This window comes from Ferrovibrio sp. GW821-FHT12B10 (genome assembly GCF_058807515.1).
In genome coordinates, this window is sequence record NZ_JBXAQT010000001.1 from 3,418,709 (window position 1) to 3,441,627 (window position 22,919).

Sequence of the window (22,919 nt, forward strand, 5' to 3'; positions counted from 1 at the left end):
GTTGCAGTCAGCTGGCCGGCATCACCCAGCAACGGGCGGCTGGCAAGGAGAATGCGGTGAAGGAACCACCCTTCGGCGAGGACCGCTTCCTGGCTGCGCTCGCGCGACATCGCGAGGCTGCCGACGAAACGCCGTCCGCGCCGGCTGAGGCCGAAGCCGCGCTGCTGCACGCCGCTCTCGACACCATGGGCGAGGGCTTTGCTGTCTGGGATGCCGGTCCCAATCTGGTCCAGTTCAACCGCCGTCTGCCAGATCTGTTCGGTGTGCCCGAAACCATGCTGCAGCCCGGCCTGCCGGCGCGCGATTTCCTGGCGCTGCTGGTGGCGCGCGGCACGCTGACCATCCGCGCCGAGGAAGCCTCGGCCTGGATCAACGCCTATATCGACGCCTCGACGCGGGCCGACCGCAAGCAGGAGGTGCGCCTCACCGACGGCACCTGGCTGAACTTCGACTGGCGCCGCCTGCCGGCCACCGGCGACAAGCCGGGCGGCTATGTCTCGGTCTTCACCGACATCACCGTGCGCAAGCGCGCGCAGATCCGCCTGCGCCAGGCCGAAGCCAAGTACCGCCAGATTTTTGACAACGTGCATGAGGGCATCATCCAGGTGACGCCGGAGGGCCGCGTGCTTTCGGTCAATCGCGCGGGTGCCGCAATATTCGGGTTCTCTTCACCGGAAGAGATGCTGGCCACCGTGACGCGCTCGGGCGACCAGCTCTATGTGAACGCCGACCGCCGCAAGGAACTGCTCAAGCATCTCGAACGCCACGGGCTGGCGCGCGACTTCCGCTCCGAGATGCGCCGCCGCGACGGCACCACCATCTGGATTTCCAAGACGCTGCGCCGCGTCACCGATGACGGTGGCAATGTGGTGATGATCGAGGGCATGTTCCGCGATGTCAGCACCCAGCGCCGCAACGAGCAGCAGTTGATGATGGCCAAGGAAGAGGCCGAGGCTGCCAGCCGCGCCAAGTCCGACTTCCTCGCCAATATGAGCCACGAGCTGCGCACGCCGCTCAACGCCATCCTCGGCTTCAGCCAGGTGCTGATGGACGAGATGATGGGGCCGCTGGGCAATGCCAAGTATCGCGAATACTGTCGCGATATCGTGCAGAGCGGCGAGCATCTGCTGGCGTTGATTAACGACATCCTCGACATGGCCAAGGTCGAGTCCGGCAAGATGGCGCTGGACGAGGAATGGCTGGACGCCAATGAAAGCCTGGAGGCAGCCCTGCTGCTGGTGCGCGAGCGCGCCGCCAACAACCGCATCCAGGTCCGCAAGCAGATTCCCAATCCCTCGCCGGCGATCTGGGGCGATACCCGCCGTCTGCGCCAGGTCTGGATCAACCTGTTCAGCAATGCAGTGAAATTCACGCCGCAGGGCGGCAGCGTTGACATCCGTTGCGAGCTGCAGGCCGATGGCCGGCTGGAGATCGCGGTGGTCGATACCGGCATCGGCATCGCGGAAGAAGACATCGAACGCGTGCAGCAGCCGTTCAGCCAGGTGGCCAATGCGCTGTCGCGCAGCCATGAGGGTACGGGGCTGGGCCTGTCGCTCTGTCGCAGTCTGATCGAGCTGCATGGCGGCGAACTGCATATCGCGAGCCGGGTGGGCGAGGGCACGACGGTGCTGGTGACCCTGCCGCCCGAGCGCAGCCGTCCGGGGCCTTTAGCGGGGTCGCAGGACCAGTTTACCGATCGCTTTACGCTCGCCCAGGCAGCGCAAGGCGGCAGCAGCTTCATCAAGCCGGTAGACGCCGCCGATCCGCGGGCGTCCAAGCTCGCCGCCGATTAACCAGTCCTTTAAGCCGGCCTCCAGGGCTTGTGCTGCCTCTGGCACGCGCCGCGCCTGTTCGCCGGCGCGCACGCCGATCAGTTCGGCCTCTTTCAGCAGCAGCCGGTTGGCAGCCGGCTTGGGGATGCCGCCGCCGGCAAAGCCGATCACCAGCCAGCGCCCACCGGTCTTCAGCGCGCGCCAGGCGGTACTGAAGATCTCGCCGCCGACCGGATCGAACACCACATCGGCCTGCACGCTCTTCTCCCAGCCCTCAATGGCCGGATCGATGCAGAGCGCCGCACCGGCGGCTTGCGACGCCGCGCGCTTTTCCTCTGATGAGGCCACGGCGATCACCCGCGCGCCGCTCATCGCGCCCAGGGTCACGGCCGTCAGCCCGGTGCCGCCGCCGGCGCCCAGCACCAGCAGCGTCTCGCCGGCCATCAGCCGGCCGCGCCACAGCAATGCGATCCAGGCGGTGGCTGCGGCCACGGGGAAGGCGGCGGCCTCGTCCCAGCTCCAGTCGGCCGGCTTGGGCAGCAGGCTGTGCGTGTCGGTCGCGATCTCTTCGGCATAGCAGCCCTGGCCGCGCAGGATCACGGCATCGCCGGTTTTCCAGGGGCTGACATCCGGGGCCGCTTCGATGATCTCGCCGGACGCCTCAAAGCCTGGCACGAAGGGCAGCGGCGGCTTGTGCTGGTAGTCGCCGGCCACCTGCAGCAGGTCGGGGAAGTTCACGCCGGCAGCATGGACGGCCACACGCACCTGCCCAGGCTTCAGCGCCGTGCGCGGCAGCGTCGCGAGCTCCAGCACCTCGGGCGGGCCGAGGCGGCGGCAGAGCATGGCGCGATAGTCGCCGGCGGTCATGGCTTCCGGTGGATGATGCGCCAGCCCAGGGCCAGCGTCAGCAGCAGCATGGCGCCGCCGATCAGGTAGGGCAGCGTGATGCCCACCTCGTCGAACAACAGGCCGCCGAAGATCGGCCCCGCGACGCGGCCGAGTGCGGCTACGGACTGGTTGACGCCCATGGTCAGACCTTGGCGGCCGGCATCGGCGTTGCGCGAGATCAGGCTATTGATGCTCGGGTTGACCGTAGCGAAACCACCAGCGGTAAACAGAATCTGGACCACCATCAGCGGAATGCTGAACACACCCGCGGTCATCGCCGTGCCAATCGCAAGCACGAGCAGGCCAGTGCTCAGCACCCATGGTTCGCCGAACCAGCGCGTGAGAGGCCCGATCAGCACACCCTGCATGGTCAGCACGATGCAGCCGATGAAGGTGAAGGCCAGCCCCACGTCGTAGGCATGCCAGCCAAGCCGCGTGGCAGCGAATAGCGGGAACAGGGTTTCGAGCTGGGCAAAGACGAAGTTGATGGCGAAGTTGACCATGATCAGCCCCAGCGCCTGACGGTTCAGGTCGCCGATGCCGGCCAGCGGGTTGCGGAACAGCTTCCCCGGCTCGTCAGGGCGCTGATGGGTCTCGCGCAGCGTCACCAGCGCCAGCATCAGCGCGATGCTGGAGGCGGCGGCGGCGGCAAAGGCCGGCCAGGCGTAACGCGGGTTCGCCTCGTCGGGGCCGATCAGCAGCCCGCCCAGCACCGGCCCCAGGATCATGCCCAGCCCGAAGGCGGCACCGATCATGCCCATGCCGCGCGCCCGCTGCTCAGGTCGTGTCGCATCGGCGATGATTGCCTGGGCAATGCCAATCTTGCCGCTGCCGATCCCGGAGAGAACGCGAGCGAGGAAGATCACAGTCAGCGTGTCGGCGAAAGCGAGCCAGATATAGCCCAGAGCGCTGAGCGCCGTGCAGAGGATGTAGACCGGCTTGCGGCCATAGCGGTCGGACAGGCCGCCCAGCACCGGCGAGGCGGCGAACTGCGCGATGGAAAACACCACGGCCAGCAGCGCCACCGTGAAGGGCGAGGCGCCGTAATGGATCGCGTAAAACGGCAACAGCGGCAGGATCAGGCCGAAGCCGATCAGATCAACCACCGTGGTGAAGAAAATCGCGACCAGCATTTACGCGACAATCCTATGAAAAAGCGCGGAAACCGCAGCTAAGGCAGGCCCTTCGGCATTGCCGCGCGGGGCCCTGTCGGCTACCTTCCGCGCGGTTTTTGCTGCCGCGCCGGGGATGGCCTCCGGCAGCGTTTTTTTCCGGCTTTTTTGCGAAGGACGGACCATGAAGGTTAAGGGCGTAGCCTACCGCACGATCTGGGTCAACGAGGACGGTTGGTCGGTGGGCATCATCGACCAGACGAAGCTGCCGCATGCCTTCGTCACCACCACGCTGAAGACCTGGGACGAGGCGGCGCATGCGATCAAGGCGATGATCGTGCGCGGCGCGCCGCTGATCGGCGCCACCGGCGCCTATGGCCTGGCGCTGGCCATGCGCGCCGATCCCTCTGACGTCATGCTCGACAAGGCTTATCACGTCATCAACGAGACGCGCCCGACCGCCATCAACCTGAAATGGGCGCTGGACCGCGTGCGCAACGCGCTGCACAACCAGCCGGTCGAGCAGCGCGCCGCGATAGCGTATAAAATCGCGGCCGAGATCGCCGATGACGATGCCGCCACCTGCTCGGCGATCGGCGACCACGGCCTGAAGATCATCGAGGGCCTTTACGAGAAGGCCGGCCGCAAGCGCACCATCAACATCCTCACCCATTGCAATGCCGGCTGGCTGGCGACGGTGGACTGGGGCACGGCGATTGCGCCGATCTACAAGGCGCATGACAAGGGCATCCCGGTGCATGTCTGGGTCGACGAGACCCGGCCGCGCAACCAGGGCGCCTCGCTCACTGCCTGGGAGCTGAACAGCCATGGCGTGCCGCATACCGTGATCGTCGACAATGCCGGCGGCCATCTGATGCAGCATGGCCAGGTCGACATGTGCATCGTCGGCACCGACCGCACGACGCGCGAGGGCGATGTCTGCAACAAGATCGGCACCTACCTGAAGGCTTTGGCCGCCCATGACAACGGCGTTCCCTTCTACGTGGCGCTGCCGCATTCCACCATCGACTGGACTATCCGCGATGGCGTGAAGGAAATCCCGATCGAGGAACGCGCGCAGGAAGAGGTCACCGTGATGAGCGGGCGCACGGCCAGCGGCGAGATCGTGCCGGTCACCATCACACCCGAGGGCAGCAAGGCCACCAATTTCGGCTTCGACGTGACGCCGGCGCGTCTGGTCACCGGCCTGGTCACCGAACGCGGCACCTGCGCCGCCTCGGAAGCCGGCCTCACCAAGCTCTATCCCGAATTCGCCTGATCAGCTTAGGAACCGTCCCATGAAGAATCTCTGGTCTGACCGCGACGCCAAGGCCGCGATAGCCCATTATGCCAAGCAGGGCGTGAACAAGGATCTGGCGCTGCGCACCTATACCACGCGCCTGCTCGGCGGCGTGCCGGACCTGGTGCAGCATGGCGGCGGCAATACCTCGGTCAAGACCGCGATGCCCGATCCGCTGGGCAAGCCGGTCGAGGTGCTCTGCGTGAAGGGCTCGGGCTGGGACATGGCGGTGATCGAGCCGCCGGGCTTGCCGGCCGTGAAGCTGGAACCGCTGAAGGAGCTGATCGCGCTGAAGGCACTGACCGATGAGGACATGGTCAACATCCAGCGCTGCAACCTGCTGGACTCGACCTCGCCGAACCCATCGGTCGAGACGCTGTTCCATGCCTTCCTGCCGCACAAGTTCATCGACCACACCCACGCCTCGGCCGTACTGGCGATCACCGACCAGCCCGACGGCGCCGCCATCTGCGAAAAGCTGTACGGAAAGCGCGTCGCGCTGGTGGAGTACGAGATGCCGGGCTTCGGCCTGGCCAAGAAGGCTGCCGCTGCTTTCAAAGCCAACCCGCAGGCGCAGGGCCTGATCCTGCTCAAGCATGGCATCTTCACCTTTGCCGAGACGGCGAAGGAAGCCTACGACCTGATGATCGAATTCGTATCGAAGGCAGAAGCCCATCTGGCCAAGGGCAGGAAGACCGTCTTCACGCCAGGCAAGGCGCTGCCCAAGAAGATCGCGGCCGCGGAAGACGTGCTGCCGATCCTGCGTGGCCTGCTGAGCATCCCTACGGATGCCGATGGCGCGGTGACGCGCTGGGTCTTCAATCTGCGCGACAGCGCCGAGATCCAGGCCTTTGCACGCGGCAAGGATGTGATGCGTTACAGCCAGGCCGGCACGGTGACGCCCGACCATGTGATCCGCACCAAGCCCTGGCCGCTGGTGTTGCCGGCGCCGGAAGCCGGCAAGCTCGACGCCTTCAAGGCCGAGGCGCAGAAGGCGGTCGATGGCTATATCAAGAAGTACAAGGCCTATTTCGAGCGCCATAACGCCAAGGCACAGCCGAAGAAGATCATGCTCGACCCGATGCCGCGCGCGCTGCTGGTGCCCGGCCTGGGCCTGATCGGCGTCGGCAAGACCCGCAAGGATGCGGTGATCGCCGGCGACGTCGCCCAGATGGCCGTCTCGATCATCACCAAGGCGGAAGCCATCGGGACATTCATCAGCATCAGGGAACGCGACATCTTCGATGTCGAATACTGGTCGCTGGAGCAGGCCAAGCTGGGCAAGGGCGGCGAGAAGCCGCTGTCGCGCCAGGTTGCGGTGATCACCGGCGGGGCAGGCGCCATCGGCGCCGCCACCGCCAAGGCGATGGCGGCCGAAGGTGCTGAAGTGGCGGTCTTCGATCTCGACGGCGCCAAGGCGGCCGAAGTGGCGAAGAAGGTCGGCGGCATCGGCATCGCCTGCGATGTCACCAAGCCGGCGGCGGTGGCGGCGGCCTTTGCCAAGGTCGTGCAGCATTTCGGCGGCGTCGACATCGTGGTGTCGAATGCCGGCAATGCCTGGGGCGGCAAGATCGGCGAAGTCTCCGACGATCTGCTGCGCCAGTCATTCGAGCTGAACTTCTTCAGCCACCAGTCTGTGGCGCAGGCGGCGACGAAAATCATGCTGCAGCAGAAGACCGGCGGTTGCCTGTTGTTCAACGCCTCCAAGCAGGCGGTGAATCCCGGCCCCGATTTCGGCCCGTATGGTTTGCCGAAAGCCGCGACGCTGTTCCTGTCGCGCCAGTATGCGCTCGATTACGGCGCTGCAGGAATCCGCTCCTCGGCCGTCAATGCCGATCGCATCCGCTCAGGCCTGCTGACCGACGAGATGGTGGCCAAGCGCTCGAAGGCGCGTGGCCTCAGCGAGAAGGACTATATGTCGGGTAACCTGCTGCAGCGTGAAGTGAAGGCATCCGACGTGGCGCAGGCCTTCGTGCAGCTGGCGGTGGCCGCCAAGACCACGGCGGCGGTCGCCACGGTCGACGGCGGCAATATCGCGGCGGCGCTCCGTTAAACTTCCAGCGTGGCCAGTACCTGGCCTTCCTTGACGCTGTCGCCCTCGGCGACGGTGAGGGAGGCCAGCTTGCCGGCTTTCGGGGCCTCGACCGGGATCTCCATCTTCATCGATTCCAGGATCATGACGACGTCGCCGGCGCCAAGCTGCGCGCCGGCTGCGGCTTCGAGTTTCCAGACCTTGCCGGTGACGTCGGCCTTGATGGCGATACTGGGCATCGAATTTCCCTGTCAATAGTTCGATCTCTACGGTATCCCTCAAGTGTAGTGGCCGCCACATACGGTGCGCAATCAGTCGTTTTTTTACTTGAGGCAGGATTGATGCGAGAGAAGTTGACGCGACGGAATGCTTTGATTCTGTCCGCTTTGATTCTGGTCGCACTCTGTGCATGGCTTCGGCTTGATGCATATTTGTGGTCGAAGAATCTAACCCTTGAGTCATCCGAGCGAATTGCAACTCAGGCAATGGAGAAAGCCTGCTCCCGTAGATGTGCGGAGAAAGGGATCAGGCGAGAGGATTTGAAAGGTCCACAGTCATCGCCCATAAACCACAAACCGGGCGCCCGACATTTTGAATACATTTGGGTGCATTCAAAGGGATCGCTGTTGGTTGCCGTGGTTGACGATGCCGGTTGGTTGGGTGGAGGCGTTGAGTATTGGTGGTTGGACTAGAGGCGCTGGTGACAGAAGAGGTAACAGGGATTGGAGGGGATGCCTAAGTGCCTGTACTTCGAGGCCCAATTCGCCCTGTTGACGATACTGGGCATGATTCCTCCGTGTCTTAACCATACTTCTACCTTGGACCCGGTATACCCGTCTGCCTAAAATGCGCCGATGAGAGGTGAGTCGATGTCCTTCCGTAGCGTCACGGCCATAATGCTTGCCGCCGGCCTGCTGGCCGGCTGCGAGGATTTCAAGCGCACGTCCTACGAGGTGCAGCGGGGGCTCGGCATGTATCCGACCGATCCGCCGCGCGCCGAGACGCCGATGCCGCCGCCGGGCACGATCTCGCAGGCCAGCTGGGCCGCCCAGCGCACCGCCACCCTTCAGAACAGCGGCCAGGGCAACACCGTGCCGGTCGGCTACAAGGAACCCGAGCAGCCCGCCGCCCAGAGTGGTGCAGCGGGCTCGACGCCGGTCGCCGTCACTCCGACGCAGACTGCACCCGCCACGGTCAGCGCACCCCAGCAGCGCTCGTCGCAGCCATCACGTGCGGCCACGCAGCCTTCTGTCGCCGCCGCGCCTGCGCCGGCCGCCGGCCCCAATCCCGCCGCCATGACGGCTATGCCGGCGCCCGGACCCGTTGTGGTGCCGCCGCCGACCCTGCCTGCCGGCTACACGCCTTCGGCGTCGGTCGTTGATCAGCCGGCGGCAGCCGCCGATCAGCAGCAGATGGCCGCTGCCGCCGGTGCCATGCCCGAGCCGCCGATGCTGAGCGGCAGCATGAAAGAGAATGCCGCGATGGTGGCCGGCGCCATGGGCGGCAGCTGGAAGGCGCATCTGGCCTCGCACCGCACGGAGTCTGCCGCGATCAACGAATGGCAGGAGCTGCTGAAGGGCAATGCGGCGCTCTATGGCCAGTTCGATCCGCTGGTGGAATGGACCGACACCCAGCGCGGGCCGTTCGCGCGCCTGGTGCTGGTCGGCTTCGCCGAGCGCAAGGATGCCGATGCCGCCTGCGCCAAGATCCGCTCATCGACGCGCTACTGCGCCAGCATCCAGTAACCGATGCTGAATGGCAGGCAATAAAAAAGGCCGGGGTGACCCGGCCTTTTTCGTATTCGATGTGACGCTGCTTACGCGGCGTCTGCGGCACGCGACGCGCGCTTGCGGTCGTTCGGATCCAGCAGCTTCTTGCGGATGCGGATCGACTTGGGCGTCACTTCCACCAGCTCGTCATCGCCGATGTAGCTGATCGCCTGCTCCAGCGACATCTTGCGCGGCGGGGTGAGGCGCACGGCCTCATCCTTGCCCGAGGCGCGCATGTTGGTCAGCTGCTTGGCCTTCATCGGATTGACTTCGAGGTCGTTGTCGCGGCTGTTCTCGCCGATGATCATGCCCTCATAGACGGGCGTGCCCGGATCGACGAACAGGGTGCCGCGCTCCTCGATGTACCACAGCGCATAGGCCACGGTTTCGCCAGTGCCGTTGGCGATCAGAACGCCGTTGCGGCGGCCCGGGATCGGGCCACGATGCGGGCCATAGCTGTGGAACAGCTTGTTCATGATGCCGGTGCCGCGGGTATCGGTCAGGAACTCGCCGTGATAGCCGATCAGGCCGCGCGACGGCGCCAGGAAGGTGATGCGGGTCTTGCCGCCGCCGGACGGGCGCATGTCGCGCAGCTCGGCCTTGCGCAGCGACATCTTTTCCACGACCACGCCGGTATAGGCGTCGTCGACGTCGACATGCACTTCCTCGATCGGTTCGAGCAGGTTGCCGCCTTCGTCCTTCTGGAAGATCACGCGCGGACGGCTGATCGAGAGCTCGAAGCCCTCGCGACGCATCACTTCGACCAGCACGCCGAGCTGCAGTTCGCCACGGCCGGCGACCTGGAAGGCGTCCTTCTCCTCGGTCTCGCGGATATGGATGGCGACGTTGCCTTCTGCCTCGCGCAGCAGGCGGTCGCGGATCACGCGGCTCTGCACCTTGCTGCCTTCCTTGCCGGCGAACGGCGAGTTGTTGACCGAGAAGGTCATCGACAGGGTCGGCGGGTCGATCGGGTTGGCCGGCACCGGCTCAGTGACGGCGGGTTCGCAGATGGTGTCGGCCACCGTGGTGGTGGTCAGGCCGGCGATGGCGACGATGTCGCCCGCGTCGGCTTCTTCCACCGGCACGCGCTCGATGCCGCGGAAGGCCAGCAGCTTGGTGACGCGGCCGACTTCGATCTCGCTGCCATCGGCGCGCAGCGAATGGATCGGGGTGTTGACCTTCAGCTTGCCCGAGTAGATGCGGCCGGTGAGGATGCGGCCGAGGAAGTTATCGGCTTCCAGCGTGGTGACCAGCATCTTGAAGGGCGCGTCCAGCTCGACGGTCGGCGCCGGCACGTGGCGGACGACGAGGTCGAACAGCGGGGCGAGGTCCTTGCGCGGGCCTTCCAGGCTGTCATCGGCCCAGCCGCTGCGGCCCGAGGCGAACATGCAGGGGAAGTCGAGCTGGTCTTCGCTGGCGTCCAGCGCGGCGAACAGGTCGAAGACCTCGGAATGCACTTCCACCGGACGGGCGTCCTGGCGGTCGACCTTGTTGATGACGACGATCGGGCGCATGCCCAGGCCGAGCGCCTTGCCCAGCACGAACTTGGTCTGCGGCAGCGGGCCTTCGGCGGCATCGACCAGCAGGACGACGCCGTCGACCATGCTCAGGATGCGCTCGACTTCACCGCCGAAGTCGGCGTGGCCGGGGGTGTCGACGATATTGACGCGGGTGCCATGCCACTCGACTGAGGTGCACTTGGCGAGAATGGTGATGCCGCGCTCACGCTCCAGGTCGTTGCTGTCCATGACGCGCTCGGCGACCTGCTGGTTCTCGCGGAACGAGCCGGACTGGCGGAGCAGGGCGTCGACGAGGGTGGTCTTGCCATGGTCGACGTGGGCGATGATGGCGATATTGCGGATATCCATGCGGCTTACACAAAAGGCCCGGTCCATCCTGAGAGCAGGTGGCCAGGCGCGATTCCTTTGGGTTCGGGCTTAAAGTTGCCGGGTTTATACGGGGCCGGACGGATTGTGACAAGGATAGATTTGTTGCGCCGCAATGACGGAAACGCAGCCCTGCCATGCCCGCGGATAACGAAGCCGGACCAACGGGTTAATGGTCCCGATTCGGCTCAGCGGGACGCCCGGACGAGGCGGGGCCGGCCCGGGGTGGCTGGGGGTGGGGAAATCGCCGGCCGATTGGCTGCAACCTGCGCAATCGTCTTTTCCGCTTCCGCCGCCAGCCAGGTGACGAAGGCGTGCACGCGGGTGTCGTTGCTGAGCCGCGCCGGCCAGCTTGCCAGATGCGCCTTTTCCGAGGTCATGTCCCAGCGCGGACCGAGCACGCGCACCAGCCGGCCCTCGGCCAGCGCGTCATGCACGATCAGCGAGCGTGCCAGCGCCACGCCGGCGCCTTCCAGCGCCGCACTGATCGCCGTGCCCAATTCCTCCATGCGCAGCGCCGCCTTCGGGCGTGTTGCGATGCCGAGCCGCTTGAACCAGGTGCTCCATTCCCATTCCTCACCTTGTCCGCCTTCCGCACTTTTCAGCAGGAGAGGGAGCGTGGCGATCTGCGCCGGCGTCTTCAGCGGCGCGGTCTTGAGCAGGGACGGCGCGCAGACGGGGAAGACCTGCTCACGGAACAGCAGGCGTTGCGTGCTGGAGTTGCGGCCATCCTCGGGCTTCACCCAGCGCACGCGGATATCGAGCTCGCCGCTGCGCGCTTCGGCCTGCGCTACGGTGTTGTAGATCACCAGCTCGACATCGATGCCGGGATACTTCTTGGCGAAAGCCGGCAGGCGACGCACCAGCCAGTGATGCGCCAGCGCCGCGCCGACGCCGACGCGCAGACGGGCAGGGGCCATGGCAGCACGACAGCGGTCGCGCAGGCCGGCCATACCGTCGAACAGGGCGTTCAGGCCATCGGCCAGTGCGGCGCCGGCCGGCGTCGGCGTCAGCCCGGCACGGCGGCGCAGCAGCAGCGGCGTGCCGATGAAGCTTTCCAGCCGGCGCAGGCGATGGCTCACCGCGCTCTGCGTGACACCGAGTTCGGCGGCGGCCGCCGTCATGCTGCCATGCCGCAACACGGCCTGAAAGGCGACGAGGGAGTCGAAGGGCGGCAGCGGGCGGGGGGCGGTCTTGCGGGCGGGCATGGCCGTAGTATGAATTAGATTCATGATCCTGTGAAGCGTTGTCGCTGGGCCTCGCGCGGGTGGCCGTGGCATGACAGGCACCATGACAGACACACTTTCTTCCGCACCCGGCGCTTCCCCGGGCGGTCTCGCCCGGCATCCCATGCTGCCGGCGCTGGTGCTCTCGCTCGCGGTCTGCCTCACGCAGTTCGATGTCACCGCCGTGGTCGTGGCGCTGCCGAGCATCCGCGCCGATCTCGGCTTCGGCATCGCCGCCACCGCCTGGGTGATGGACGCCTATAGCCTGGCCTTCGCCGGCACGCTGTTTTTCGCCGGCGCGCTCGGCGACCGCTTCGGCCGTCGCCGCATTCTTCTCATGGGCAACACCGCCTTCGCGCTGGCCTCGCTGCTCTGCGGCCTGGCTTGGGACGGCCCGACGCTCTGGGCCGCGCGTGCCATGCAGGGCGCGGCCTCCGCCTTCACCATCACCGGCGGGCTGGCTTCCATCTCGCTGGCCTATCCGGTGTCGGATGCAGCGAGCCGCGCGCGCGCCTTCGGCATTATCGGCGTCACCGGCGGCGCGGCGATGGCGCTCGGCCCGACGCTGGGCGGATTGATCACGGCGGCGCTCGATTGGCGCTGGGTCTTCCTGATCAACCTGCCGATCTGCATCGCCAGCCACTATGCCCTGCAACGCATGGCCCAGGAATCGAAGGATAGCGAAGGCCGCCGGGTCGACATGGTCGGCGTGCTGCTGCTGACGCTGGCGATTGCGTTGCCGGTGCAGGCGCTGCTGCACGCCAGTGATGAACAGGGGGGCGCAGCGGTGTGGCGCTGGGTGGGCCTGCTCGGCGGGATGCTGTTCGCGGTCCTGCTGGCGCTGCAGCAGCGCCGGCAGCCCAAGCCGATGCTCGACCTCATGCTGTTCGCCAAGGCGCAGCCGATCGGCATCGGCTGCCTGCTGCTCAGCCTGTCGCTGAGCTACTGGGCGACGCTGGTCTATCTGCCCCTCTACCTGCAGACGGTGTTCTCGTTGAGCGTGGACGAAGCAGGCCTTGCCATGCTGGCTGCCACCGCGCCGATGCTGGTGCTGCCGCCGGTCGGTGTCTGGCTCACGCAAAAAGTTGGATGGCGCGCCAATTTCACCGGCGGCATGATGCTGATCGGCCTCGGCATGACACTGCTGGTGGTCTGCACGCTGCAGGCTGCGCCGCTGTGGCAGGTGCTGCTGGCCATGCTGGTCGGCGCGAGCGGCGCCGGTATCAGCAATTCGCAGGTGTCGGGCGCGTTGGTGGCGACCGCGCCGCCGGATCGCGCCGGCATGGCCTCGGCCCTGGCGACAACCTTGCGCCAGGCCGGCTTCGCCATCGGTATCGCGCTGCTCGGCGCGGTCTCGCTGGGCGGTACGGATTTTACGCCGGTCTTCGCGGTGTCGGCGGCCGGCGCCTGTCTGGGCGCGCTGGCCGCCGTGCTCACGCTGAAGAGAACGCTTGTCTGAGGGTCAGGCCACAATGTCGGCGATGCTGCCGATGCTGTCGATGGGGGTGCCGGCCTCGCGCATGCCCTTCTTGACGGCTTCCTCGATCGCCAGCTTGATCTCATCCTCGATCTTCTTGCGCTCTTCGGAGCTCAGCCTGGCGAGGTCCTCTTCGCTCAGGTTGTTGTCCTCGAGATACTTCTTGCGGATGCGCTCCGGGATCGAGAGCTTGGCGTAGTCGAGGAAATCCTGGGCGGCATCTTTCTTGGCGACCGGAGACTTGCCGAGACCGGCAGCCTCCTGCGTCGCCGCTTGCTCAGCCGCTTTCGCCGCATCGGTCGGCTTCACGCCGTTGGCCTGGTTGACGCCGTAATAGGGATTGACGGAGTTGGTGCCGATCGTGGTCATCGTTGCCTCACACCGTCAGGTCGGCGATGCCGCCGATGCTCTTGCCGGTCTGCTTCATGATGGTTTCGGCGACCTTCTCGCGGATGTCTTCCTCGATCCGGGCGCGCGCCTGCGCATCCATCTCGTTCAGCTTCTCCTCGGTCAGGTCTTTTTCCTTCAGCTCCTTCATGCGGACCTTTTCGGTGTCCGAGAGCTTGGAGAAGTCGAAGAATTTCTCTTCGGCCGATTTCTCGGCCTTCTGTGTGCTGGCGTTGCCGCTGGTGTCGCCGCTGGCGGCGCCGGAGAAGAAGTCGGCGGCGCGGGTCGGATCGCTCGGCGCCTGCGCGCCCTGGATCGCGGCGGGGAAGCTGGCGCTGGCGGTGCCGGCCTTCTTCGCCTTCTTCAGCTCTTCCAGATCGAAGAGGCGATCCAGTTGGGTGAGCTGGCTGGAGCCGATTCCGTTGATCGTCGACATGATGATCCTCCGTGTTGTCTGCCCACGGAGGAAGCAAGCCACATGCCAGAGGTTGCAGGCCGGATGATGTCAGCGGGTATGGCGGAAGACTGCGGAATCTTCCGTCTGCGGAGTATGGTTAACCCCGGTTAACCGGAAATTTTTGCCATCTGGCCGCAGGCGCGCAGCAGCTTTTGCCGGATCATTCCTGCACGTCGGGGTAGAGGCTCACCGATCCGTATGACCGAGATCCCGCGCGGGATCGATGCGGTCGCGCACCAGCTGCTTTAGCGTCTTCACATCGGGGAAGCCGCCATCGCGTTTGCGCTCCCAGAGCAGATCATCGTTGAGATGAATCTCGAAAATGCCACCGGTGCCCGGCTTCAGCGCGACCTCGTCCACATCATCCACGAAGGTGGAGAGCAGCTCCTGCGCCATCCAGGCGGCGCGCAGCAGCCAGTGGCATTGCGTGCAGTAGGTGATGCGGATGCGCGGCTTGGGCGTCATGAGGCTGCTCCGGGAAAAGGCCAGCCATATTAGCAGGATAGAGGGCGTCTATAAAATATGATGACGATCATCATATTTTATGCTCTGCTGCCGCCATGAAGACTCGCAAGACCAAAGCTGCCGCTCCAGACGCCGCCCTGACCAAGGGCGAGGCCACCCGGCGCGCCATTCTCGATGCCGCCGCCGACGCCATCCGCCGCCATGGCCCCGATGGCGTCAGCGTGGTCGCGGTGATGCGCGAGGCCGGTCTCACCCATGGCGGCTTCTATGCGCATTTCAAATCCAAGGATGCGCTGGTGGCCGACGCCATCCGCCATATGTTCGCTGGCGGCCGCGACAAATACGTGGCGCGCATCGGCAGCAGCATCGGCGCCGCGGCGCTGAAGAGCTGGATCGAGAGCTACATCTCGCGCAGCCATCGCGACGATCCCGGCCGCGGCTGTGCGCTGGCGGCGCTGATCTCCGACATGCCGCGCCTGAAAGGCGAGGCGCGCCAGGCCTATGACGAGGGCGTGCGCGGTATCGCCAGCCGCATTGCAAAACACCTGCCTGACAAAACCTCCGACAAAGCCGATGCCATCGATGCCGCCAGTTCGCTGATGGCCGAGATGGCCGGCGCGGTCGCCATCGCCCGCGCGGTCAGCGACCCGCAGCTCTCCGACCGCATTCTGAAAAACTCGCGTGCCGCCCTGAAGGCCCGCATCGATGACATGAGCACCCTATGAATCAGGCGGCCCCGCCCAAAATAGCCATACCGCGCGACAACCTGCTGTCTGCGCCGATCCTGCCAACCCTGATCCGGCTCTCATTGCCCAATACGCTGGCGATGACGGTGACGGCGCTCGCCGCCATCGCCGAGACGGCTTATGTCGGCGTGCTGGGCATCGAGCAGCTCGCCGCCATGGCGCTGGCCTTCCCGATGATCATGCTGATGCAGATGATGTCGGCCGGCGCGATGGGCGGCGGTGTCTCGTCTGCCATCGCCCGTGCATTGGGTGCCGCCGATCTGGCGCGCGCCAATACGCTGGCCATTCATGCCATCATCATCGCCATCGGTGGCGGCCTGGTCTTCACGGCCTTCTTCTGGCTGCTCGGCCCGATGATCTATGCCTTCCTCGGCGGTCGCGGGTTGGCCTTGAGCGAAGCCATCCTCTATTCCAACACGGTTTTCGCGGGCGCGATGGGGGTGTGGCTGTTCAACACGCTGGCCTCGGTGCTGCGCGGCACCGGCCGCATGGGCGTGCCCTCCACGGTCACGCTCGCTGTCGTGGCGCTGCAGATCGTCATTGGCGGCACGCTGGGCTTGGGCCTGGGCCCGGTGCCGCGCTTCGGCATGATCGGCGTCGGCCTCGGCCAGGTGATCGCCTTCGTGCTCGGCACGCTGTATCTCTTCTGGTATCTGCGCTCAGGGCGCGCGCGCCTGCGCCTCAGCTTCGCGGGCTTCAAGTCCGACCGCGCGCTGTATGTGGATATCCTGAAAGTCGGCGCGCTTGCCTGCCTGTCCTCGTTGCAGACGGTGCTGACCATCCTGATCTTCACCGGGCTTGTTGCGCGTTTCGGCACCGTGGCGCTGGCCGCCTATGGCATCGGCGCGCGGCTGGAATTCCTGCTAGTGCCGATTTCGTTTTCGGTCGGCGTCGCCAGCGTGCCGATGGTCGGCATGGCGATCGGCGCCAAGAACATCACGCGCGCGCGTCATGTCGCCTGGATGGCGGCCAGCATCGCAGCGGCAGCGCTCGCCATCATCGCCGCCATCGTGGTGGTGGTGCCCGATGCCTGGACCACATTGTTCACGCAGGATGACGCGGTGATCGCCACCGCGCGGCAGTATCTCACCGCCGCCGGCTTCGGCTTCCCATTCTTCGGCTTCGGACTCTGCCTATACTTCGCCAGCCAAGGTTCGGGCAAAGTGCTCGGCCCGGTGCTGGGTGGCACCATCCGCCTGGTGATGGTCGCGCTCGGCGGCTGGTGGCTGACGGTCAGTGGCGCCGAGGTCTGGACGCTGTTCGCCTTGGCTGGCGCGGCGATGGTGGTCTACGGCATTTCCACCGGCCTGCTGGTGAAGGGCACGCGCTGGGGCGACTGAGCAGTCTCTGCTTTGATCTCACGGGTCCGTGATAGATCAATGGGATATCCGTCAGGTTGTATAAAACTGCAACCTGAAAGGCCTATTCCCACCCTTCATATACCATCGTTACACCTGTAGTGGCGTCGTCATATAGTTTTGCGACTATTGATTCGACAAATAGCTACTTTAGGGGGAAGCGATGTCAGGTCCGGCAAACAATGATAGTGGCTTTTCGACCCAGGAAGACACCCCGCTGACCCTGACCACGGCCAGCCTGCTGGCCAACGACCCCGCCGGCACCAGCATCCTGGATATCGGCAACGCCATCGGCGGCACCGTCGGCTACGACGTCAATGGCAATATCATCTTCACGCCGTCGCTGGATTACACCGGCGCAGCTTCGTTCGAATACGTCGCTATGGACGACATGGGCGAGGTATCCATCGCCACCGTTTCACTGACGGTGAATGGCGGCGGCGGCAACGTCGCGCCGGTTGCCACGGCTGATACCGGCTTCACCACCAGCGAGGACACCCCGCTGTTCATTTCGGGGTCGGTGCTGCGCAGCAACGACACCGACAGCAACGGCGACGCGATCAGCATCACCGGCGTCGCCAATTCCGTCGGCGGCACCGCGGTACTGGATGGCGCGGGCAACATCACCTTCACCCCGACCACCAACTACAACGGCCCGGCCAGCTTCACCTACACGATCAGCGACGGCCATGGCGGCTTCTCCAGCGCCACCGTCAGCCTGACGGTCACGCCGGTGAACGACGCGCCGGTGGCGGCGGCCAACAGCTTCAATGCGACAGAAGACACCGCGATCACCCTGACGCCGGGCCAGCTGCTCAGCAATGACAGCGATGTCGACGGCAATCCGCTCTCGATTGCCGGCGTCACCAACGCGGTCGGCGGCACTGTTGTCCTCAACGCGCAGGGCAATGTGGTGTTCACCCCGAGCGCCAACTACAACGGCGCGGCCAGCTTCACCTACACGGTCTCCGACGGGCAGGGCGGTTTCGCCAATGCCACGGTCGTGCTGAATGTGGCGGCGGTGAATGACAAGCCGATCGTGGTCAATGAATCCTTCTCGATGACCGAGGATACGCCGCTGCAGCTGTCGGCATCGCAGCTGCTCTCCAATGACAGCGACATCGAGGGCGGCACGCTGTCGATCCTGGCGGTCAGCACCGCCGTGAACGGCACGGTCTCCAAGGACGCGCAGGGCAACGTCACCTTCACGCCCACGGCCGACTACAACGGTCCGGCCTCGTTCAGGTACATCGTCTCCGATGGCCAGGGCGGTTTCACCACCGGCACGGTCAACCTGACCGTCGCGCCGGCCAATGACGCGCCCGTGGCGCTCAACGACAGCTTCACCATGGCCGAGGATGGCGTCCTCACCCTGGCGCCGGCGCAGCTGCTGGGTAATGACTTCGACGCCGATGGCAATACGCTCACCATCCAGTCGGTCCAGACCGCATCGGGCGGCAGTGTCGCGCTGCAGGACGGCAACGTGGTGTTCACCCCGACCGCCAACTACAACGGCGCTGCCAGCTTCACCTACACCGTTTCGGATGGGAATGGCGGCACCAGCACGGCCACGGTCAACCTCACCGTGACGCCGGTGAACGACGCGCCGGTGGCGGTGGCCAACAGCTTCAGCACCAATGAAGATGCCGCGCTCAGCCTGACGGCGGCACAGCTGCTGGGCAACGACACGGATATCGACGGCAACACGCTCAGCATCCAGTCGGTGCAGGGCGCGGTCGGCGGCAGCGTGTCCATCGATGGCTCCGGCAATGTCGTCTTCATCCCGGCAGCCAACTACAACGGCGCGGCCAGCTTCACCTACACTGTTTCCGACGGCAATGGCGGCACCAGCACGGCCACCGTCAGCCTCACCGTCAATCCCGTGAACGACGCGCCGGTGGCGGTCGCCAACAGCGGTTTCAGCACGGCCGAGGACACGGCGCTGACCATCGCGCCGGCCAGCCTGCTGGGCAATGACAGCGATATCGACGGAGACACGCTGTCGATCGCCTCGGTACAGGATGCGGTCGGCGGCAGCGTGTCCATCGACGGCTCGGGCAATGTCGTCTTCGCGCCAACGGCCAACTACAACGGCGCCGCCAGTTTCACCTACACGATCAGTGACGGCAACGGCGGCACCAGCACCGCCACGGTTTCGCTGACTGTGACGCCGGTGAATGACGCACCGATGGCGGTTGCCAACAGCGGATTCAGCACGGCCGAGGACACGGCGCTGACCATCGCACCGGCCAGCCTGCTGGGCAATGACAGCGATATCGACGGCGACACACTGTCGATTGCCTCGGTGCAGGATGCGGTCGGCGGCAGCGTGTCCATCGACGGTTCGGGCAACGTCATCTTCACGCCGACGGCCAACTATAACGGCGTCGCCAGTTTCACCTACACGATCAGCGACGGTAACGGCGGCACCAGCACGGCGGCGGTCAATCTCACCGTGACGCCGGTGCAGGATGCGCCGGTGGCGGTGGCCAACAGCTTCAGCACCAATGAGGACACGGCGCTGAGCCTGACTCCGGGGCAGCTGCTTGGCAACGACAGCGATCCCGATGGCGATACACTGTCGATCGCCTCGGTGCAGGCGGCGACCGGCGGCAGCGTGACAATTGACGGCTCGGGCAACGTGGTGTTCACGCCGACCGCCAACTACAGCGGTGCGGCCGGCTTCACCTATACGATCGCGGACGGCAATGGTGGCACCAGCACGGCGACCGTGACCCTGACGGTCAATCCGGTGAATGATGCGCCGGTGGCGGTGAACAACAGCGGCTACACCACGGCGGAAGACACGCCGGTGACCATCGCCGCCAGCAGCCTGCTGGCCAATGACACCGACCTGGAGGGTGACACGCTGTCCATCCAGTCGGTGCAGGGCGCGGTCGGCGGCAGCGTGGCGCTCGACGGTTCGGGCAACGTGGTGTTCACGCCCGGCCTCAATTACAACGGCGCGGCCAGCTTCACCTACACGATTGCGGACGGCAACGGCGGCACCAGCACGGCGACGGTGAACCTGAGCGTCACCCCGGTGACCGATGCGGCGGTGGCGGTCAACGACAGCGTGACGCTGTATGAAGATGGTTCGGAGATGATCTTCATCGAAACGCTGCTGGGCAACGACAGCAACCCGGAAGGCCACTACCTGAACATGATTTCGGTTCAGGGCGCGGTCAACGGCACGGTGGCGCTGGGCGATTTCAACTCGGTGATCTTCACGCCGACCGCCAATTACAACGGCCCGGCCAGCTTCACCTACACGATTGGCGACGGCCTGGGCGGCACCACGACGGCGACCGTCAACGTGAACGTGCTGCCGACGAACGATGTGCCCATCGCGGTGGACGATTACTTCTATATCCGGCCGGGCGAGGTGGTGAATACCAGCCTGGCGGCCCTGTTCGCCAATGACATCGAGCTCGATGGCGACACGCTGATGTCGTTCGGATTCCCCAATGGCGGCGTGAATGGCGACGCGTATTACGATTTCGGCACCGGCACTATCGTCTTCACGCCCACGGCCGGTTTCACCGGCATGGCCAGCTTCACCTATACAGCCTGGGATGGCGGCAACCAGTTCGATGTCGGGACCGTCCATGTCGCCGTGCTGGGCGACGAGATGCAGCTTAGCAGCGTCGGCAACCGGATAACGACCGGCCTGTATCCGGTTCTGAACCTGCAGGCGGGCAATGTGAATAGCGATGGCGCGGTCGATATCCTGGTCCGCACCGAAGCGCCCGACCATACCTCGGCCAACCATGGCGTGATCTTCGGCCAGAGCGGATCGCTGACCAGCGCGCTCAATGGCGGTGGCTTCTATTCGGGGACGGGCAGCCAGGTCATCCGCTTCGGCGGCTACAGCTATGCCGTCGGTCTTGCAGACGTCAACGCCGATGGAATCCAGGACGCCCTGCATGCGATTGGCAGCTATGGCGGTGTTTCCACCCTCGGCGTGTTGCTGGGCGGATCCGGTGTCGATGCTGTCGACGATACGAGCCTGAACTCTGGCATCGGCTATGCCGGCGGGTCAGCCATGCCGATTACCGCCGACTTTAACGGGGACGGGCGCGCTGATCTGTTCCTCAGCGTGCATAACAGCTCGGCCTATAACGGCAGCGCGAGCGCCACGACGCCGTCGCTGGCGATGTGGCTCGGCGGCGTGGGCGGTATCAGCGGCAGCCCGGCCGCCACCGCCTATAGCGGCATCAACGGCATTGGTTCGGCTTCCGCCGCCAATGTCACCTATGTCATGGGCGCGGTCGATATCAACAACGATGGCTTCGACGATATCGTCACCGCTGTCGGTGCCCGCAATGATGGCAGTGCGGTGTATGGTCCGGTCAAGATCACCTTCGGCAATGCCGCGGGTAGCCTGGCGTCGGACCTGAGCAGCAATACCGGCGGCCTGATCCTCAACAACTTCAATGTGGGTGGCGGCGATCTGCTGACCCGCCATATGGCCGGCGGCGGTGATATCAACGGCGACGGCATCGAGGATATGGTCGGCTGGGCAGGCACCTATCCCAGCATGCCGACCGGCGCCTTCGTGCTCTATGGCAACAGCAGCTATGCGGCCGGCGGCAGCGTCGATATCGCCACCTTGAACGGCCTGAACGGCATGCGCATCACCGGCGTCTCGGGCGGCATCAGCAGCATGGCGCTGGGCGACCTGAACGGCGATGGCTATGACGATATCGTGGTCGGCAGCAGCGGCGCCAACAAGCTCTGGGTGATCTGGGGTCAGCAGGGCGGCATAGCCCGCAGCATCGACCTGTCGCAGACGCCCACCGCCAACGGCGGCTTCATGTCGTTCAGCGGCACCAGCGGCCAGGGCATCGGCTCGGCGGTGACGGTGGCCGACATGGATGGCGACGGCAAGCAGGACCTGGTGATCGGGTCCAGCACCGGCACCATCGACGTGGTGAGCGGCGATCTGCTGACGCATTACGCCGCGCCGCTGTCGGGCAACGACACGATCACCGGCACCGGCGGCGACGACACTATCTTCGGCCATGGTGGCGGCGACATGATCTTCGCCGGCAACGGCAACGATATCCTGGTCGGCGGCGACGGCATGGACGTGCTGCAGGGCGAGGCCGGCAGCGATACGCTCTATGGCGACGCCGGCGATGACAGCCTGAACGGCGGCACCGGCGACGATTACATGGAAGGCGGCGAGGGTGGCGACCGCTATGTGATCGACAGCCTGGGTGATGTGGTGGTGGAAACCGGCACCAGCGGCGAGGACTTCCTGTTCTCCAGCATCACGGCCTCGCTGGCCAACTATGCCAATATCGAGAGCATCGTGCTGGAAGGTAGCGCCAACATCAATGTCACCGGCAATGCCGGCGCCAACAAGGTGGGCGGCAACACCGGCGACAACATCCTGACCGGCATGGGCGGCGACGACATCATGGTCGGCATGAACGGCAACGATATCTATGCCGTCGGCCGCGGCGATGGCATCGACAGCATCTACCAGAGCAGCGCGCCGGGCATGCCGCCGGGCATCACCGATGCGGCCAGCACCACCGACACCCTGCGCTTCCTCAGCGGTGTGTCGTATGACCAGCTGTGGTTCAGCCATGTCGGCAACGACCTGCGCGTCGACGTGATCGGCGAGAGCAGCAGCAGCGTGCTGCTGAAGGACTGGTATGCCGATGCCAGCCGCCGCGTCGATGTGATCGAGACCGCCGATGGCAGCCACAGCCTGTCGTCGGCCAATGTCGAGGCGCTGGTGACGGCGATGGCGGGCTTCAGCGCGCCGGCGCCGGGTCAGTTCACACTCGACAGCCAGGTCGCCAACGACCTCGCACCGGTCTTCGCCACCACCTGGGCGTAAGTGGGGCTGGGCGTAAGTGGGCCTGGGCGTAAGCGGGGGCTGGGCGTAAGCCGTATGCGGCCTTCCGGTTCCGGCGACTCGCCGGAACCGGATGCCTGCCCCGTAACCAGCCGTGACGTAACTGCAATATCGACAGGCGAGGGGAACCTTCCCGCAGCCCCGTCGTCCTCTCCCTGTGCCGGATTTCCGG

At 65.5% G+C, this 22,919-nt stretch carries 15 protein-coding genes and 1 pseudogene; 8 read left to right on the forward strand and 8 right to left on the reverse strand.

The window, feature by feature from the left end:
• Nucleotides 1-185: 185 nt before the first annotated feature.
• A pseudogene (locus AC1RRT_RS17035) lies at nt 186-1,637 on the forward strand (PAS domain-containing sensor histidine kinase); the annotation flags it as partial.
• Nucleotides 1,638-1,667: 30 nt separating this feature from the next.
• Here AC1RRT_RS17035 and AC1RRT_RS17040 read toward each other — a convergent pair.
• A complete protein-coding gene (locus AC1RRT_RS17040; RefSeq protein WP_493015006.1) occupies nt 1,668-2,639 on the reverse strand; it encodes an NADPH:quinone oxidoreductase family protein in 972 nt (323 codons plus the stop codon).
• Nucleotides 2,636-3,793 carry an MFS transporter gene (locus AC1RRT_RS17045; protein WP_493015007.1) on the reverse strand — a complete coding sequence of 386 codons (1,158 nt, stop codon included), beginning with the start codon at nt 3,791-3,793 and terminating at the stop codon, nt 2,636-2,638. Before AC1RRT_RS17045 ends, AC1RRT_RS17040 begins: the two co-directional genes overlap by 4 nt.
• A gap of 163 nt (nt 3,794-3,956) precedes the next feature.
• Between AC1RRT_RS17045 and mtnA the strand changes: the two genes are divergently transcribed.
• The gene (gene mtnA / locus AC1RRT_RS17050; protein ID WP_493015008.1) at nt 3,957-5,051 is read left to right on the forward strand and encodes an S-methyl-5-thioribose-1-phosphate isomerase; all 1,095 of its coding nucleotides are present in this window, start codon (nt 3,957-3,959) and stop codon (nt 5,049-5,051) included.
• 19 nt (nt 5,052-5,070) lie between these two features.
• Entirely contained in the window at nt 5,071-7,125 is a 2,055-nt protein-coding gene (locus tag AC1RRT_RS17055) for a bifunctional aldolase/short-chain dehydrogenase (RefSeq protein WP_493015009.1), read from the forward strand.
• Here AC1RRT_RS17055 and AC1RRT_RS17060 read toward each other — a convergent pair.
• On the reverse strand, nt 7,122-7,343 hold the full coding sequence (locus AC1RRT_RS17060; RefSeq protein ID WP_493015010.1) for an acyl-CoA carboxylase biotin carboxyl carrier protein subunit: 222 nt from the start codon (nt 7,341-7,343) through the stop codon (nt 7,122-7,124). The genes AC1RRT_RS17055 and AC1RRT_RS17060 overlap by 4 nt on opposite strands.
• 630 nt (nt 7,344-7,973) lie before the next feature.
• Here AC1RRT_RS17060 and AC1RRT_RS17065 point away from each other — a divergent pair.
• Nucleotides 7,974-8,849, forward strand: a complete 876-nt coding sequence (locus AC1RRT_RS17065) for a hypothetical protein (protein ID WP_493015011.1) — start codon at nt 7,974-7,976, stop codon at nt 8,847-8,849.
• 71 nt (nt 8,850-8,920) lie between these two features.
• Here AC1RRT_RS17065 and typA read toward each other — a convergent pair whose 3' ends face one another.
• Both typA and AC1RRT_RS17075 read right to left on the reverse strand, forming a co-directional pair.
• Nucleotides 8,921-10,741 (reverse strand): translational GTPase TypA, encoded by a 1,821-nt coding sequence (typA, locus tag AC1RRT_RS17070; protein WP_493015012.1) that lies wholly within the window; start codon nt 10,739-10,741, stop codon nt 8,921-8,923.
• 206 nt (nt 10,742-10,947) lie between these two features.
• Nucleotides 10,948-11,967, reverse strand: a complete 1,020-nt coding sequence (locus AC1RRT_RS17075; RefSeq protein ID WP_493015013.1) for a LysR substrate-binding domain-containing protein — start codon at nt 11,965-11,967, stop codon at nt 10,948-10,950.
• 82 nt (nt 11,968-12,049) lie between these two features.
• Here AC1RRT_RS17075 and AC1RRT_RS17080 point away from each other — a divergent pair, with 82 nt between their 5' ends.
• Nucleotides 12,050-13,444, forward strand: a complete 1,395-nt coding sequence (locus AC1RRT_RS17080) for an MFS transporter (protein WP_493015014.1) — start codon at nt 12,050-12,052, stop codon at nt 13,442-13,444.
• 3 nt (nt 13,445-13,447) lie between these two features.
• Here the strand turns inward: AC1RRT_RS17080 and AC1RRT_RS17085 are convergent, their stop codons facing one another.
• From AC1RRT_RS17085 to AC1RRT_RS17095, 3 genes are all read right to left on the reverse strand, one after another.
• Nucleotides 13,448-13,831 carry a hypothetical protein gene (locus AC1RRT_RS17085; protein ID WP_493015015.1) on the reverse strand — a complete coding sequence of 128 codons (384 nt, stop codon included), beginning with the start codon at nt 13,829-13,831 and terminating at the stop codon, nt 13,448-13,450.
• 7 nt (nt 13,832-13,838) lie between these two features.
• The gene (locus tag AC1RRT_RS17090) at nt 13,839-14,285 is read right to left on the reverse strand and encodes a hypothetical protein (RefSeq protein WP_493015016.1); all 447 of its coding nucleotides are present in this window, start codon (nt 14,283-14,285) and stop codon (nt 13,839-13,841) included.
• 207 nt (nt 14,286-14,492) lie between these two features.
• The gene (locus tag AC1RRT_RS17095; RefSeq protein ID WP_493015017.1) at nt 14,493-14,771 is read right to left on the reverse strand and encodes an Rdx family protein; all 279 of its coding nucleotides are present in this window, start codon (nt 14,769-14,771) and stop codon (nt 14,493-14,495) included.
• A 95-nt stretch (nt 14,772-14,866) separates the two neighbouring features.
• On the opposite strand from AC1RRT_RS17095, the gene AC1RRT_RS17100 reads away from it, so the two are divergent.
• The 3 genes from AC1RRT_RS17100 to AC1RRT_RS17110 all read left to right on the forward strand — a co-directional run bounded on the left by AC1RRT_RS17100 (nt 14,867) and on the right by AC1RRT_RS17110 (nt 22,729).
• The gene (locus tag AC1RRT_RS17100; RefSeq protein WP_493015018.1) at nt 14,867-15,496 is read left to right on the forward strand and encodes a TetR/AcrR family transcriptional regulator; all 630 of its coding nucleotides are present in this window, start codon (nt 14,867-14,869) and stop codon (nt 15,494-15,496) included.
• Entirely contained in the window at nt 15,493-16,857 is a 1,365-nt protein-coding gene (locus tag AC1RRT_RS17105) for an MATE family efflux transporter (protein ID WP_493015019.1), read from the forward strand. Before AC1RRT_RS17100 ends, AC1RRT_RS17105 begins: the two co-directional genes overlap by 4 nt.
• A gap of 181 nt (nt 16,858-17,038) precedes the next feature.
• Nucleotides 17,039-22,729, forward strand: a complete 5,691-nt coding sequence (locus AC1RRT_RS17110) for a cadherin-like domain-containing protein (protein ID WP_493015020.1) — start codon at nt 17,039-17,041, stop codon at nt 22,727-22,729.
• Nucleotides 22,730-22,919: the final 190 nt, after the last annotated feature.